At 44.0% G+C, this 16,496-nt stretch carries 13 protein-coding genes; 6 read left to right on the top strand and 7 right to left on the bottom strand.

Annotated features, from left to right (window positions below; genetic code table 11):
• Position 1: 1 nt before the first annotated feature.
• Positions 2-1,672 (top strand): ABC1 kinase family protein, encoded by a 1,671-nt coding sequence (locus tag JMX18_RS00710; RefSeq protein ID WP_201582754.1) that lies wholly within the window; start codon positions 2-4, stop codon positions 1,670-1,672.
• Between the two features lie 75 nt (positions 1,673-1,747).
• Entirely contained in the window at positions 1,748-3,178 is a 1,431-nt protein-coding gene (locus tag JMX18_RS00705) for an FAD-binding oxidoreductase (protein WP_201582749.1), read from the top strand.
• Between the two features lie 132 nt (positions 3,179-3,310).
• Here JMX18_RS00705 and ruvB read toward each other — a convergent pair whose 3' ends face one another.
• The 5 genes from ruvB to JMX18_RS00680 all read right to left on the bottom strand — a co-directional run bounded on the left by ruvB (position 3,311) and on the right by JMX18_RS00680 (position 8,215).
• Positions 3,311-4,288: a Holliday junction branch migration DNA helicase RuvB gene (gene ruvB / locus JMX18_RS00700; RefSeq protein WP_201588161.1), complete on the bottom strand. Its 978-nt coding sequence runs from the start codon at positions 4,286-4,288 to the stop codon at positions 3,311-3,313.
• A gap of 191 nt (positions 4,289-4,479) precedes the next feature.
• On the bottom strand, positions 4,480-5,100 hold the full coding sequence (gene ruvA, locus JMX18_RS00695; RefSeq protein ID WP_201582746.1) for a Holliday junction branch migration protein RuvA: 621 nt from the start codon (positions 5,098-5,100) through the stop codon (positions 4,480-4,482).
• Between the two features lie 61 nt (positions 5,101-5,161).
• On the bottom strand, positions 5,162-6,199 hold the full coding sequence (fba, locus tag JMX18_RS00690; protein ID WP_201582744.1) for a class II fructose-bisphosphate aldolase: 1,038 nt from the start codon (positions 6,197-6,199) through the stop codon (positions 5,162-5,164).
• A 217-nt stretch (positions 6,200-6,416) separates the two neighbouring features.
• Complete coding sequence (locus tag JMX18_RS00685) at positions 6,417-6,761, bottom strand: hypothetical protein (protein WP_201582742.1); 345 nt, start codon at positions 6,759-6,761, stop codon at positions 6,417-6,419.
• A 236-nt stretch (positions 6,762-6,997) separates the two neighbouring features.
• A complete protein-coding gene (locus JMX18_RS00680; RefSeq protein ID WP_201582741.1) occupies positions 6,998-8,215 on the bottom strand; it encodes a phosphoglycerate kinase in 1,218 nt (405 codons plus the stop codon).
• Between the two features lie 283 nt (positions 8,216-8,498).
• Here JMX18_RS00680 and JMX18_RS00675 point away from each other — a divergent pair, with 283 nt between their 5' ends.
• Entirely contained in the window at positions 8,499-8,828 is a 330-nt protein-coding gene (locus tag JMX18_RS00675) for a TraR/DksA family transcriptional regulator (protein WP_201582739.1), read from the top strand.
• A gap of 222 nt (positions 8,829-9,050) precedes the next feature.
• Here JMX18_RS00675 and JMX18_RS00670 read toward each other — a convergent pair whose 3' ends face one another.
• Positions 9,051-10,118, bottom strand: coding sequence for a serine hydrolase (locus JMX18_RS00670; protein WP_201582738.1), 1,068 nt, complete (start codon positions 10,116-10,118; stop codon positions 9,051-9,053).
• 385 nt (positions 10,119-10,503) lie between these two features.
• Between JMX18_RS00670 and JMX18_RS00665 the strand changes: the two genes are divergently transcribed.
• From JMX18_RS00665 to JMX18_RS00655, 3 genes are all read left to right on the top strand, one after another.
• Positions 10,504-11,139: a response regulator gene (locus JMX18_RS00665; protein ID WP_201582737.1), complete on the top strand. Its 636-nt coding sequence runs from the start codon at positions 10,504-10,506 to the stop codon at positions 11,137-11,139.
• Positions 11,140-11,259: 120 nt separating this feature from the next.
• Complete coding sequence (locus JMX18_RS00660; protein ID WP_201582732.1) at positions 11,260-13,065, top strand: sensor histidine kinase; 1,806 nt, start codon at positions 11,260-11,262, stop codon at positions 13,063-13,065.
• A gap of 180 nt (positions 13,066-13,245) precedes the next feature.
• Positions 13,246-14,946 carry a sigma-54-dependent transcriptional regulator gene (locus JMX18_RS00655; protein ID WP_201582730.1) on the top strand — a complete coding sequence of 567 codons (1,701 nt, stop codon included), beginning with the start codon at positions 13,246-13,248 and terminating at the stop codon, positions 14,944-14,946.
• Position 14,947: 1 nt separating this feature from the next.
• On the opposite strand, the gene JMX18_RS00650 is transcribed toward JMX18_RS00655, so the two are convergent.
• On the bottom strand, positions 14,948-16,474 hold the full coding sequence (locus JMX18_RS00650) for a S41 family peptidase (protein WP_201582729.1): 1,527 nt from the start codon (positions 16,472-16,474) through the stop codon (positions 14,948-14,950).
• Positions 16,475-16,496: the final 22 nt, after the last annotated feature.

Raw genomic sequence — 16,496 nt, 5'->3', positions numbered from 1 at the left:
CATGCTACTATCTCATCGCGCCCGCTTGCTAGAACTTTGGCGTATTGCCGCCAGCTATCGAATTGACACCCACATTCCCCTAGATGATGCACCGCAGATGCAGTCTGTTGCTAGACTCATTCGTCTGCATCCCGCCGCTTGGGGCAAAAAGCATCAGCCAAATGCTATCAAATATGCGTTAGAGGATATGGGTACGCTGTTCTTAAAACTCGGCCAGCTACTCTCTACCCGACGCGACTTGGTGCCGCCTGAGATTATTGAGCAATTAATTCAGCTACAAGATCAAGTTAAACCCTTTGACCCCGAGATAGCTATCAAGCAAATTCAAGATCCCAAACAAGGTCTCGGTCAATCGGTAAATACTCTGTTTGCCCGCTTTGATAATAAGCCTCTGGCAGCCGCCTCCATAGCTCAGGTACATACTGCCGCCCTCACTGATGGTCGTGAAGTGGTGGTAAAAGTGGTGCGCCCTGATATTCGCACCACTATTATTGCTGACTTTGAGCTGCTGCGTGAGCTTGCTAGCTGGATATCAGCCCGGGTTGAGGCGGCACGTGCCGTCCATATTATCGATATTGTCGAGGACTATCGGCAAGTAATGCTCAATGAGCTGGATCTGACTTTAGAAGCTGACAACACCACTAAAATGCGTAATAACTTCTTAGGCTCAGCGCTTATGTATGTGCCGGAAGTTTACGATGCCTCCAAGAATATAATGGTGATGGAGCGTATTCAGGGGGTGCCGATATCGCAAGTTGAGACCTTTGATAAACTTGGTTATGACCGAGCTGCTTTGGCAGAAAAGGGGTTGACGATATTTTTTACCCAAGTTTTTCGTGATAATTTCTTTCATGCTGACATGCATCCGGGTAACGTCTTTGTAGAAACTCCACCGGTTAAAACGCTAAGCGCTGCTATGAGCGATGAAACCTCTTCAGCTCGTTTAGGTCACCAGCCACGCTATATCGGTCTTGACTGCGCCATTATGGGTACGCTATCAAAAGAAGATCAGATGATAGTGGCACGGATGCTATTGGCGGTGATGAATAATAACTTTACCGCCTTGGTTGATATCGTCAGCCGTGCCGGCTGGATACCGCCTAATACTGATAAGCACGCCTTGATGCGTGACATGAGCCGAACGGTCGGGCCGATGCTACAAAAATCGATCAACGATATCGACTTTGCTGGGGTGCTGATGCAGATATTAGATATTGCCCGTCGTCATCATATGAGCATTCCGCCGCAATTAATGCTGCTGCTTAAGACCTTAGTGCATGTCGAAGGCTTGGGGCGTGATCTCTATCCTGATCTGGATATTTGGTCGTTAGCTAAGCCTATATTGAGCGGCTGGATTAAAGAGCAACTTGATCCAATGCGTAATCTGCAACAGCTACGCACTCAGCTGCCAGAGATTTTATTATCCAGCACTGATATTCCAAAACTATTAGATCAAAGCCTGCAAAGTCTAGCTTCTCAAGGCTCAAGGCAGGATAGCCAATTGCGTGAAATTCAGCAAATTCGCGCTGATATGCTCAACGATCGCCGTCGCGACTGGATAGCTTTAGCAGGGTTTGGCGTCTTTGTCGCCATCGCTACCCAAGTGGGCTTCTTGGCACCTATCTTTTATATTTTAGCCTTACTGGCCGTCGTTTGGCGCATCTTAGCTTAATCAAACTTTTCCAAGTCCAATGAGCTTGAATAAAAAACTAATAAAGATTTTTCAGAATCAACCAGGAAAGTATTTATGACGATTTCCACAAGCAGTACGTCTACTAATGAAGCAAAAGTTACTCATGAAGCGGCAACTAACGCTTTACAAGAGCAGTTTGGCAAGCAATTGAGTGTCAATCCAACCACCCGTGAGCAGCATGGTCATACTATGACTTGGCTTGCCAATCAGCCACCCGATGCGGTACTGACCGCTCATGATAAAGCAGACGTAGCCGCCGCCGTGGCTATTTGTAACCAGTATGAAATGCCCGTTATCGCTTTTGGCATTGGCTCCTCGCTAGAGGGGCAGTTAAACGCCCCGTCTGGTGGTCTCTGTATCGACATGCATGCTATGGATGCTATCTTACAGGTCAATAACGAAGATCTAACGGTGACCGTGCAGCCAGGGGTTACCCGTGAACAGCTCAACCATTATTTGCGCGATACTGGTTTATTTTTTCCGATAGACCCAGGCGCTAATGCCAGTATTGGCGGCATGGTAGCAACCCGTGCATCCGGTACTAATGCGGTTCGTTATGGCACGATGAAAGATGTGGTATTGGCATTAGAAGTAGTGACCGCTAACGGCGAGATTATCCGTACCGGTACACGGGCTAAAAAGTCTGCGGCTGGTTATGACTTGACCCGTCTCATGATTGGTTCTGAGGGCACGCTTGGGATTGTGACCGAAGTTACCCTTAAGCTGTTTGGTATTAGCGAAAGTATCGGTAGTGGCATCTGTCATTTTCCGACCATTGAGGATGCTTGTCAGGCGGTGATGATGACCATTCAGATGTGCCTGCCTATCGCCCGTATTGAACTCCTCGATGCGCTACAAGTCAAAGCCTGTAACCAATACGACAATCTTGATCTCAAAGAAACCCCTACCCTGTTCGTCGAATTTCATGGTACCGAAGCGAGCGTACGCGAACAAGCGCAGACCTTTAACGAGATTATCGAAGAGTTCGGTGGCACTGACTTTGCTTGGGATACCGACGAGCGTGAGCGTAAACGCCTTTGGCAAGCACGGCACAATGCTTATCACGCCAGCTGCGCCCTCAGACCAGGATCTAGCGCTTTATCTACCGACGCTTGCGTGCCCATCTCGCGCTTAGCGGAATGTGTCAGCGCTACAGCAAAGGACGTTGAAGAGGCAGGAATGATTGGCCCTATAGTCGGTCACGTAGGTGATGGCAACTTCCATGTGTTATTATTAGTTGATACCCAAGATCCTGCCGAGGTCGCTGCTGCCGACGGTATTATCAGCCGCCTTGCCATGCGGGCTATTGAGATGGATGGGACTTGTACCGGTGAGCATGGTATCGGTCAAGGTAAGCAAAAATATATGGAGCAAGAGCATGGCAACGCCGTCGCTGTGATGCAAGCTATCAAGTCTGCTCTAGATCCTAAAAATATATTAAATCCCGGTAAGATATGGCCACAATCGACAGTCGCAAATCTATAATAATAAAACAAAATATCAGAACTACAATTGCCTAGTTAATAAAAAATGCGCAGACTTTATTCATTTAAAGTCTGCGCATTTTTATGTTTAATTTATAGCTTATTTTATGATACGGCTTTATACAATCACTTACTACATCTGATCTATCGCCATTTGGGTTAATACCCGTCCCCGTGCTGTACGCAGTACATAGCCTTGTTGGATTAAATAAGGCTCAATCACGTCTTCAAGCGTACCGCGATCCTCAGCCATTGCCGCCGCTATCGCTTCCACACCAGCAGGACCACCATCGAAACGCTCATACAAGATCTCAATATAACGTCGATCTAAATGATCCAGCCCCCGTCTATCAACCGCTAGCATATCAAGGGCGCTAGCTGCAATCTGACCGTTGACCTGCCCATCACCTTTGAATTCTGCATAGTCGCGCACTCGGCGCAATAAGCGATTGGCAATCCTAGGCGTACCACGAGCACGGCGGGCAATCTCAACCGCACCATCTTCACTCATCGCTACGCGCATCAACCGCGCTGCCCGGCTTACAATGGTAGTGAGATCGGTAATATTATAAAATTCAAGGCGCTGCACAATCCCAAAACGGTCACGCAGCGGCGAGGTTAATAGTCCCGCCCTAGTAGTAGCAGCAACCAACGTAAATGGCGGCAGATCAAGCTTAATAGAGCGAGCAGCAGGCCCTTCTCCAATCATAATATCCAACTGAAAATCTTCCATCGCCGGATAAAGAATCTCTTCGATTACGGGGCTTAATCGATGAATCTCATCAATAAATAACACATCGCCAGCTTCTAGATTGGTCAGCATTGCCGCCAAATCGCCAGCACGCTCCAACACCGGTCCTGAGGTCGAGCGCAAATTACCACCCATTTCACGAGCGATAATATTAGCAAGGGTGGTCTTGCCCAAGCCCGGAGGCCCAAAAATTAAAGTGTGATCCAAAGCCTCGGCACGGGCGCGCGCCGCACCAATAAAGACTTCCATCTGCTCACGTACAACCGGCTGACCAATATATTCAGCCAGCAGCGCAGGACGAATGTTCGTATCAGGAGCATCATCTGCACCTTCTAGTGGATTAATCAAACGGTCTTGCATCATAGATTTTATCGTTATATAAAAGAGGTAAATAATAAAGAGTTAAATAATAAAGAGTAAATAATATAAAAGCTAGTAACAGCATAACCAAAGCTACCCGACAAGTCATGCAAAATATCTTAAAGTCGCTATCAGAATAAAAACAAGCGACAACTAGTGTCGCTTGTTTTTATTACTTTTAAATTGAATTATTAAAACCCTGATAACTGCTGCAAGGTAGCCTTTAATAACCCTTGAGTATCGGCAAATACCTCGCCGCTACTTTTTGCCGCCTTGATAGCTTGCTGCGCCTCTTTTTCTTTATAGCCTAGACTGATTAAAGCGCCTTCTACCTCGGCAATAATACTACCCTCCGCAGAGACTGCGACGGGCTGTACGCTGAGCTCTAGATTGCTATTATCAACCTCGATATTTTTCAGCTTGTCTTTGAGCTCGATTAACAAGCGTTGAGCGGTTTTTTTACCGATACCAGGGATGCGGGTTAATGCCGCTTCCGAGTCTTGCTCAACATGCATTTTCAGCTCAGCAGCTGACATCGCTGATAACATAGCTAAAGCCATTTTTGCACCCACGCCATTGATTTTAATCAATTGACGAAACACTTCACGCTCTTTTCGGTCTATAAAGCCATATAGCAGCTGCGCATCCTCACGCACATGCAGATGCGTCCAGATAAGCGCCTGTTGATCTAGCTGTAATTGGCAAAATGAGGGCAATGGCAGCTCAATATCATAACCAACCCCAGATGCGGTCATGATACAAGCCGTTGGTGCCATCAAATATTGCACTTGACCACTAATAAGTCCTATCATAATCTGTCACCTGTTCTAAGTTTTCTATTGAGCAGCTCTAGTTACCACCAAACGCTATAGCTTATTGATAAAAATCAACCATTTTCTCCAGGCTAATCGGGCGAATACTGCTAGCATGCCCAGCTGAGCCAAACGCTTCAAAACGATTGGTACAAATATCAGACATCGCTACCATAGAGGCTTTAAAGTATTTGCGTGGATCAAATTCGCTAGGATTGTTTGCTAAGTACTGACGAATAGCGCCAGTCGATGCCAATCGTAAATCGGTATCGATGTTAACTTTACGTACCCCGTGTTTGATCGCTTCAACGATTTGCTCAACCGGCACCCCGTAAGTCTCACCAATATCACCGCCATACTCGTTGATGATTTTTAGCCACTCTTGAGGTACAGAGGATGAACCGTGCATTACCAGATGAGTGTTAGGAATACGTGCATGAATCTCTTTTACGCGCTCAATAGATAAAATATCGCCTGTGGGTGGACGAGTGAACTTGTAAGCGCCATGACTGGTGCCGATGGCGATAGCTAGCGCATCAACATTGGTATCTTTGACAAATTGCTCAGCTTCATCAGCGCTGGTCAATAGCTGCTCGTGATCCAGTACGCCTTCTGCTCCAGAACCGTCTTCTTCTCCTGCCATACCAGTTTCCAAACTGCCCAAGCAGCCAATCTCACCTTCTACTGAAACTCCGCAAGCATGCGCCAACTTGACCACTTCGCGGGTAACACTGGCATTATAATCATAGTCCATTGGCGTCTTTCCATCTTCTCCTAATGAGCCATCCATCATCACTGAGGAGAAGCCAAGTTGAATAGAACGCTGGCAGATTGCTGGTGACATCCCATGATCTTGGTGCATCACTACTGGAATATGCGGCCACTCTTCAATAGCGGCGATAATTAAATGACGTAAAAAAGCCGATCCTGCATAACTGCGCGCGCCAGCACTAGCTTGTACAATGACTGGTGAATCGCAAGCATCAGCTGCCATCATGATGGCTCGCATTTGCTCCAAATTATTGACATTAAATGCAGGTACACCGTAATTATGCTCAGCAGCATGGTCTAAAAGTTGACGTAAAGAGATTAAAGCCATAAAACGCTCTCAGATTAAAATAAGATAGGATAAAGAGTCTAGATAGGGATAAATATAGCCAGTTGAAACCGCTAAGCTAATGGGCAGTGATTATAGCAAATTTCCCTTTGCTCTCGTAGCACTTATTGTCAGACAACAAAAAGCCTTGGTTATAACCAAGGCTTTTTAGATAAATCAGAGGTTCACTAGTCGAAATTAAATCGTAATCGTCGATTAATTAGTACTGTTGATCTTCCGGAACATTTTGATTGGCTTCAGCGTCAGCAGCAACTTCAGCGGCACCATCAGATACTGAGTCAGCACCTTCAGAAACTGCGGTAGCCGTACTTTCAACCGCTTGGTTAGCGCCATCAGCGATAGCATCACCCGTATTTTCCGCAGCAACTTCTGCTTCGGCGGCGGCCGCTTCGGCTTCAGCAGCAGCAGCTTCGGTGTTCGCTTCAATATCATCACCAGCAGATTCTGCAGTAGCTCCAGCTTTATCCTGAGTTTCTTGGCTACAGCCGGCGATTGCAAAAGTACCAGCCAGAACACTAGCAAGTAATAAATGACGTTTTAACATAATAAACCTCTTTTGAATAATACATGTCAAAGTGCATGATATCGCTATTTTATAGATAGCAAATAGGACATGCAATAACAATTTTTAGTATATTAACAAATAACTATTACCGCTTTATTATCAACTATTATTAATAGCCTTTTATAACAGGGCTAAAAGAAGATACTTAAAAGTTAGTAACTGTTCAAACGATAATAGCTTAACCCAGCTAGCTAGTAACAACTGTACAGCTCATGTTACTGGGTTTGGGTCTGTAAAGCTGCTACTGCTGGCAATACCTTCCCTTCTACAAACTCTAAAAAGGCCCCACCGCCTGTCGACATGTAGCTAACCCCGTCCGCTACTTGATATTTATCAATAGCGGCCAAAGTATCGCCGCCTCCAGCTATCGAAAACCCTTCACTTTGCTTGACTGCTTCTGCCAAGATCTCCGTGCCGGCACCGAAAGAATCTACTTCAAATACGCCAACCGGTCCATTCCACAAGATAGTTTTGGCATTAATAATTGCTGCGGCTAACTTCTTGGCACTCTCAGGAGCAATATCCAAGATCATATCATCAGTACCGATATTATCGACGTCTTTAATGCTTGCTTGCGCTCGCTGTAAAGAGCCAACGAAATCGTCAAAATTAATCTCTTTTTTATTAGCAACCACCACTTGTTCTGGCAACAAAATCTCAGTCTTTTGCATAATCTCTTTGGCGGTCTCGATTAGATCTGCTTCATATAGTGACGCTCCCACTTTATGACCTTGCGCCGCTAAGAAAGTATTGGCTATACCACCGCCTACGATAATCTGCGTACAAACTTCAGCCAAACTATGTAGCACTTCAAGTTTTGTTGAAACCTTTGAACCTCCTACGATAGCAAGCATAGGCTGATCAGGAGTTTTGAGTGCTTGACTCAAGGCATCAAGCTCAGCGGCCAATAAAGGGCCAGCGCAAACTACCTTATTAGCTTGACGCATCGCTTGAGTGACCCCTTCTGTCGACGCTTGCGCCCGATGGGCGGTGCCAAACGCATCCATCACGAATACATCACACAAATCTGCATAAGCTTTGGCAAGCGTAGCATCATTTTTCTTTTCACCTTCGTTAAAGCGCACGTTTTCAAGCAATACCACTTCACCGCTATTGACATCAACGCCATTGGTTAGATAGTCCTTATTGAGAGTCACCGGCTTGATAATTTTGCTGTTCAGTTTGTCGGTAAGATAATCCGCTACCGGAGCTAGCGAGTATATTGCTTCAGGATTGCCTTCTACTGGACGACCTAAATGTGAGCAAACAATTACAGCAGCACCTTTATCGAGTGCTAATTTAATCGTTGGCAAACTGGCTTGCAGGCGGGCATCGCTAGCAACCTTACCTTCTTTAATAGGCACATTAAGATCTTCACGAATCAACACCACTTTATCGGTTAAATCCAGTTCACTCATACGCAAAAAATTCATTACTGCTCCTACTGTATTATGGTTGCTATCGTTATTACTATTGATTTTAAAAATCTGATATTAAACGGCACTATCAGCACTATTCTTGAGCGCTTGATTGCTGCTGTGCATTTTAGCCGTGCGCTTATCCTATCGTCAACTTTTAACTGCTATCGAGGGTTGAGTAGGCCCTAATAATCTTAAAGCTCTATTTTATAACATCAGTAACATTTTGTGGTGGTACTCACCGCCCTTTCGTCTTATGCTAGCAGCGTATACCACCACAACCTATTAGGAGATTAAAATGAGCATCGATTTAGACGTTGCCAAACAAGAACTATTAAAACTAAAAGACGAATATGAAACTCGCATTAATAAGATTGAGGATCATATCCAAAACCCACAAGATGACTTGAATGAACATTGGGAAGATCAGGCCATCTCTTATCGTCAGAACGATATGCGTAAAAGCTTAATGGGTGAGGCGCGTCAAAGTTTGATTTATGTCGAAAATGCATTGAGCCGTATCGAAAATGGTACTTATGGTGAGTGCGAGGTTTGCGGTAAAGATATAGAAGAAAAGCGTCTACAAGCCCTGCCTTATGCCACATTATGTATGGAACATGCTGAATAGCTAAATAAAAGTATTGGTATAAATTAAAACTCAACAAGCACAATAGCCGACATAATAATAATGAACTTATGCCAATAAACAAACGGTTACTAAAACCGATATTAACAACAAAGGGCCGTTATAGCATACTATAACGGCCCTTCTTATTTAGTAACAGTTTATTTAGCAACAGTGAATTATTTAGTCGCAGTAAGGTTCAAATATTCATGTTTAATTTAATATTTAAACGGTACGGCGGGTTGCCAAACTGGTCATAATATTTTTGGCATCGCCCCAGCGAGTAGCTGAGCTATTAGCGCCCAAGATGACAATAATGGCAGGACGGTTATTAACCCGAGTTTCCATTACCACACAACGTCCGGCTTCGTTAATGAAACCTGTTTTTGAGATACCGATGGGATAATCACCTGAGCGTACTAAGCTGCTGGTATTATTGGCTTTATAAGTGCGGTTGCCGCTGGCATAGTTAGCAACGAAGAAATCATAGCTCTTGGTAGTAGAGAAACGGCGGATAACATCGTAGTTCCCTGCTGCACGTACCATTTTAACCAAATCATTAGAAGAAGCTACATTACGCTTATCCAGTCCGGTTGGATCACCGAAGAAAGCGGTGGTCATACCCAGCTCTTGCGCTTTACGATTCATAGCACGCATAAAGGCGTCGTAGCCACCTGGATAGTTACGAGCTAAGCTCTTGGCTGCTGGATTCTCTGATTTCATCAGCGACATCAGTAACATCTCGGCACGATTCAGACGATCGCCAGATTTAAGACGTGAGCTGGCACGTTTAGGACCAATAAAGTCCTCTGGCTCTAAAATCAGCTCTTCACTCATATCAAGGCCACTATCTAGAACCACCATTGCCGTCATTACCTTAGTAATACTCGCCATGGGCCGTGCGATATCGGCATCTTTTTCATAGATAGCTTCGCCAGTCTCGGCATCAATTACGGCTACACTACGTGAGCTGGTACTAATCGGTAGCATATCACTACTACCAAAGCTGCCACGATAAGTCGTATTATAGCGGTTGGCATTGCTACCAAAACTATTAGCATTGGTAATATTGGTAGTACCATAGCCATTATCGACCTTTTTAATAGTGCTGCCACTATTACCGTTATACATGATACTTCGGGCTTCAGATAAGTTATCAACACCGCCCCAACCAATACGGGCACTAGATTCGGAGCTACCATTAATAGTCAATGCGGCTTGTGCTACGCCACCTAAACTCAATGAAATTACAGCAGCGACCAATTGCTTCTTAGTTAATGGTAGATTCTTCATTTTTCCCCCGGCTAATTAATAGCGCATCAACCTTTGATTACGTCAGTGTAAAATTAAATTACAACAGGTACATATAACGTTATCAGATGCGTTTCTAAGTACTCATATAGAATTTTTGTACTTTTAGTGTATCATGGATTGTAGTTAATTCTAATCTAGTTGTTTGACCTTATAAGCATTTTTTATAAAAAATCAAACTTTGCTACATACGGTTTAGGTTTGCGTGATATTAGTTAACACTTTAGCAATGTTTCGAATTAAAAGATAACTATCTAATAAAATATCATATTAATCAAGCTTATAGTTACCTTTTGAACTCTATTGGTTTAAAACATAATAATTTAGATCAAATTAACGGATAATGTCATTTAAAAAGAGCACAACTATGATTCGAGTATTAGTAGTAGATGATCATGATTTAGTACGTATGGGTATTAGTCGTATGTTAGCTGACAGCGCTGATATTGAGGTGGTTGGCGAAGCAGATAGTGGCGATATGGCGCTTAAGCTTGCAAGACAACTACATCCTGATGTGGTGCTTCTTGATGTTAATATGCCTAATATAGGGGGGCTGGAAGCCACCAAACGTTTGGTACAACTGGATCTGGGCATCAAAATTTTGGCTGTGAGTAGTATGGCGGCCCAGCCCTATCCTTCAATGCTACTCAAAGCCGGCGTGCATGGCTATATTACCAAAGGTACTCCTCTTGATGAGATGATTCGCGGTATCAAAAAGGTGTATCAGGGCGGGCGCTACTTTAGTCATGATATTGCTGATCAATTAGCAGAATCCTTATTATCAGATAATGCGGCCTCTCCTTTTGATTTGCTAAGTGACCGTGAAAAGCAAGTAGCGATGATGGTGGTTAATTGTCAAAGCCCGCAGCAAATTGCCGATCAATTATTTGTTAGCGTCAAAACCATTAATACCTATCGTTATCGTATTTACGAAAAAGTAGGAGTAGATAGTGACGTTAAGCTTACCCATTTGGCCATTCGTCATGGTTTAGTGCAACCCTAACGGTGATAGTTATAATTAGAACCCTCCTAATCACTTAAGTAATAATCCATTCTCTAAGGCTTAACTTGTGACCTTAACGCCCGCTTTAAGTGCTTTTATTTTATTTACTGTAGCGCTCTTATGATAGCTGCTTCTAGAGCGCATACTTTGATTAGTAGACACTTCCAACAAGCAGATACTTTACCTCCAGCACAATTACGTCGACTGGGGCTTATTTATAGTAGCTATCGCTTTATTATTAGCTTATTTTTCTTGTTAATGTCTTATGCCGCTATAACCGATAATGACCGTCTACTGTTACCTAGCTTTTTACAACAAACGGCTCTAATATTTTATGTGGTACTCAGCCTAATTTTATTGGGTTTATTTTATATAGTGCCTAGTAATCAACGCCGCCAGTTAGCATTTGGTTTGGCCTTAGATATTGTTATTTTAAGTCTATTACTCTATACCAATGGCGCGCCTGTTCTACAGTTGACCATGCTTTACACCGTGGTGGTTGCTGCTAGTTTTATGCTCCTGCATGGCACCCAAGCACTTATCGTCACCTTAATGGCTATTATTTTTGTCATTTATCAGCAGTTTTTTTATGCGATTACTAATAGCATGAGCCTGACTAATTTAGGCAATGCTTTATTAATATCGGCCAGTTTTTTGGCCGTAGGGTTCCTTAGTTGGACCCTTACCCAAAGGTTAGTCAATGTTGAAAAAATGGCCGCCAGTCAGGCCAAAGAAGTCGAGCATTTAAATGCGATCAATCAACAAGTCATTAGCCAGATGATTAATGGAGTTATAGTCGTTGATCGCCAACACATAGTCCTATTTAATAAAGCCACTTGCCACTTACTTGGTATTACCGAATCTGCGCCAGTGTGTTTAGCGGCTCAAGAACAAGCCTCTAACGTTAGCAAGCATAATGAGCAAAAAAATGAATCGATAACCAGTAGCTCGTCAACTCCCCTAATCTCGTCCAGCTATAACGACTCTCTATCTCACTTTCAACAACAGCTGACTGAGTTACACGCCCCACTGATTGAAAGCTGCTTGGCAGTACCTAGTGGCCAGTCTCGCACTTTTACTTATGAGCTACCTATGAGTGCTAGCACTTCGATAACGACCAGGCTACGGGTTCAAACCATTCCTTTAAAAGATGATAGCCGTCTTATCTTTCTTGAAGACCTGTCACGCGAACAAGCCAGCGCTCAACAGTTAAAACTGGCTTCTCTGGGTCAGTTGACCGCCAGTATCGCTCATGAAGTACGTAATCCTTTGGCCGCTATCTCCCAAGCCAGTCAGCTGCTTATGGAGGAGATAAATGAGCTCAATGATCAGCATAACGATGCGCACCTTCATACACCCCGTCATACTCATGCTAGCTCGGACAATCATGAGCTCTACCAAATGATATTTGAGCAAACCAAACGGGTAGATCGTATTATTGAGGATGTATTAAAACTATCTCGTCAAAAGTTGCCTCAGCAGCAAGTTATCACTCTTGCTGACTGGATGCCGCAGTTTTTAGATAATTTTTTTCGTGAACACGATGTTTTTTTGCATCTACATGCGCAGCCTACTATCAGTTTTGATACTCACCAGTTAGAACAAATCTTTATTAATCTTATTAATAATGGTCTACGCTACAGTAGTTACGCTCATCCCCATGCTTACGTCGAGATTGAGATTTATCGTATAAATAACGACGTTATTATCGATGTGCTGGATATCGGTGCTGGAGTGCGCTCTGAGGATTTAGAATATCTATTCGATCCGTTCTTTACTACCAGCCAATCCGGAACGGGTTTAGGATTGTATTTATCACAAGCATTTTGTGAAGCCAATCATGCTCGGCTACTTTATATAGCTGAGCATGAAAAAACCTGCTTTCGCTTAATAATGCCTGAAGCTTTTATGGTCAATACCAAATAAAATAGCTAAGTTAGATTATGGCGCAGGACTATATTGCCTTTGTATTCAACTAACTATCTCCAAGCTAGCTCTTAAAGCAGTAACTAATTTATCTTATGAGTCAAATAAGAACCTCTAACAAGTCATACTTTGCTATAATTTTTAACACTTTACTTTTACTGCTTACACATGAGGTTACCTATGACAGCCACTGCGTTAGTCGTCGACGACGAAGTAGATTTATGTCGTCTGATGCAAATTACCCTGACCAAGATGGGCATCAAAAGCGATGTGGCTTATACTTTAGCGCAGGCGCAGACCTATTGGGAGCATAACGATTACGATTTTTGTTTAACCGACCTTAAGCTACCTGATGGTTCAGGACTAGATTTGGTCAAACAGATTAGTGATCACTCCAATGTACCGGTTGCGGTTATCACTGCGCATGGCAGTATGGATTTGGCTATTGAAGCGCTGAAACTGGGTGCTTTTGATTTCGTCAATAAGCCTCTTGAATTACCAAGACTGCGCCTGTTAGTAGAAAATGCGCTTAAAGTCATCCGTCAAGATGGAAATTCACAAGCAGCCACCAAGCTGACTCCTGAGCAACAGCTATTGGACAGTCGCTTAATCGGTGATTCTGCAGTCATGCAAACTTTAAAGACCACTATTCTCAAGCTAGCACGTTCGCAAGCGCCGGTTTTTTTGTCAGGAGCATCAGGGACAGGTAAAGAAGTAGTCGCTCGACTTATTCACGATTTAAGTCCACGCCGTGATGGCAGTTTTGTCCCAGTGAACTGCGGGGCTATACCATCAGAGCTGATGGAATCTGAGTTTTTTGGTCATAAAAAGGGTAGTTTTACCGGTGCGGTTGGGGATAAACAAGGACTGTTCCAACAAGCCAATGGCGGTACTTTATTTTTAGACGAAGTCGCTGATTTGCCGCTTGCTATGCAAGTCAAACTACTGCGTGCCATTCAAGAAAAAACCGTGCGCGCTATTGGCGACACCAAAGAGTTGCCGGTTGATATTCGTATTCTCTCGGCCACTCATAAGCATTTAGAACAACTGGTGAAAGAAGGTCTTTTTCGCCAGGATTTATATTATCGTATCAACGTGATTGAATTACAGCTCCCTCAACTAAATACACGCAGCGCTGATATTCCCGCATTAGCGCAGCACTTTTTGGGCTTGATTGCTACAGAATGGCATTTGGATTCAACCTTAGAGCTTACCGAATCTGCTCTGCAACGCTTGCAGCAATATGAGTTTGCAGGTAATGTCCGCGAGCTACGTAATATACTAGAACGGGCTATAACCTTAGCTGATAGCCAAATTATTGATAGCAAGCATTTAGGGCTTAATGATACTGCACAGCAGGAGCTAGCGTCTAGCACTCGTGCAAGTGAGGTTGGTACTGGCGCTAACGCTGCATTAACTCAGCCTTCCAACTCTATAGCAACGCCTAGTGAGCAGTCAAATACGCAGATAAAAGAGTCCCAGAGCAACCTGCATCCTTATCGCATTCCCAATAATCCCTATCCCACTGCTACAAAGGCCTCTATTCATAAGGTAAAAAAGAACTACAATGCTATAACCAACAAGCTAAAATCAACATCAGGCTCGACCGCTGATGAGACTCTACTGGCATCCATGCAGCCAGTACCCGAGCACACTTTTGATTCTGAGCATACTCTTAATTCTAAGCCTAGCTTTGAGCACGAGTTACCAGAGAAAGGACTGGAAGCTTATCTACAAGAGCAAGAGAAACAACTGATTATTACCGCACTCAAGCAAACCGACTGGAATAAAACTCAGGCAGCTGAGCTACTGGGCACCAGTTTTCGCTCGCTACGTTATCGAATGAAAAAACTAGGCATTGATGAAGAGCAGCACAGCTAAATTAGGGAGCACTGCTACCTTGTGTACTGCTCTTTTGTACGAAGCGAATAGCGTTTGCAGGATTGGTTTTTTGACGTAAGACGCTAAGTGCCTGCTGCTCCCAAGTATTCTCCTTACCGGATAAGATCACATCGGGCTTGACCCCAACATTCTCAATCTCTCTCCCATCTGGAGTCAAATAATGGGCTACCGTTAATTTTACCGCCTGCTCGTTATCAAGCGCTATCACCGATTGTACCGAGCCTTTACCATAACTGAGCTCACCGATAATCGTCGCCCGTTTCTGAGTTTGCAAACTACTGGCAAGTACCTCTGCTGCTGACGCTGAATAACGATTTTGTAAAATAGCTACGGGTAAGGGTTTTAGGATGGCTGCCCCTCGGGTCGATAAAGTGCGCTGCTCACTATCACGGCCCTTTACTTTGACAACGTCGCTATCAGTCATGAATAAACTGGCAACATTTATTGCTGAGGTCAGTACCCCGCCTGGGTTATCGCGTAGATCTAACAAAATACCGGATACCGGCGCATTTAAACGGGTTAAGCTATTTAACAACTTTTCACGGCTATCATCTTGAAAGACCGGTAATTTGATAATCGCAATACCATTATCTAGTCGAGCTTCGATAGTCTGAGGGTTGGTATTATTACGCTGTAAAGTTGAAACTCGTTTACGCCGCCCCGCCTTTGAAGTCACTACATCCACTTGGGTGCCCGCAATACCGGTTAGCAACTGCTTTATGTCATAAGTCTCTATGTCGATATCGAGTTTAAACTCATCCACTTGATGCAAGTAGTCTCCTACGGCAATTCCTTTGTCAGCCGCCGAGGAGCCTGTAGTAACTTCGGTAACCACCCAATGCTCTGCTTCTGGTTGATAGCTAACCTTTATACCCACATCCCCCACATCGCCCTGGGTAAATGCACGCAAGTTCTCATACGCTTCGGCATCTAAAAACTCAGCGTGACTATCAAGCTTGGTCAGCATGCCACTCATAGCGTTATTAAACAACTCTTCATCATTGACCGTATCCACATACTCACGGCGTACTAAACCTACTACAGCGACAAAGGTCTTTAAGGTCTCAGGTGAAATAGCATTTAAAGAGACTCCTGCTACCTCAGCCGGAATGTCAGTATCAATATAACCGCCATCATCAATAAGAGCACTATCATCCGGAATACTGTCAATATCATCGCCATCTAGCCAGTCATCAGCCTGATCAGCGGCATTCAACATATCATCGTTAGTAGATAACTCATCTGTCAGATCTATAAGCTGCAAATCTGCGGTGGGACGGACTTTACTAGATTGAGCAGCAGACTCCTTAACTACCTTGGCATCGACGTTACTTATGCTTGATGCTTGGTTAGCAGTCATCGATACAGGATTAGGTGCAGCGGCGGCTTGGACAGAAGCGATACTGCTAAAACCCAATAACCCAGCCACCAGTGCAGGTCTAGGCAGTTTAGACTTTACTATGAGAGGAACTAAAAAAAATGGCAACCTAAGAGCAAATAGACGCATAAAAAACTCGTATAGACGATAA

This window comes from Psychrobacter jeotgali, from assembly GCF_904846315.1.
Lineage (GTDB): Bacteria > Pseudomonadota > Gammaproteobacteria > Pseudomonadales > Moraxellaceae > Psychrobacter > Psychrobacter jeotgali.
This window is presented reverse-complemented; position numbering and strand designations above follow the sequence as displayed.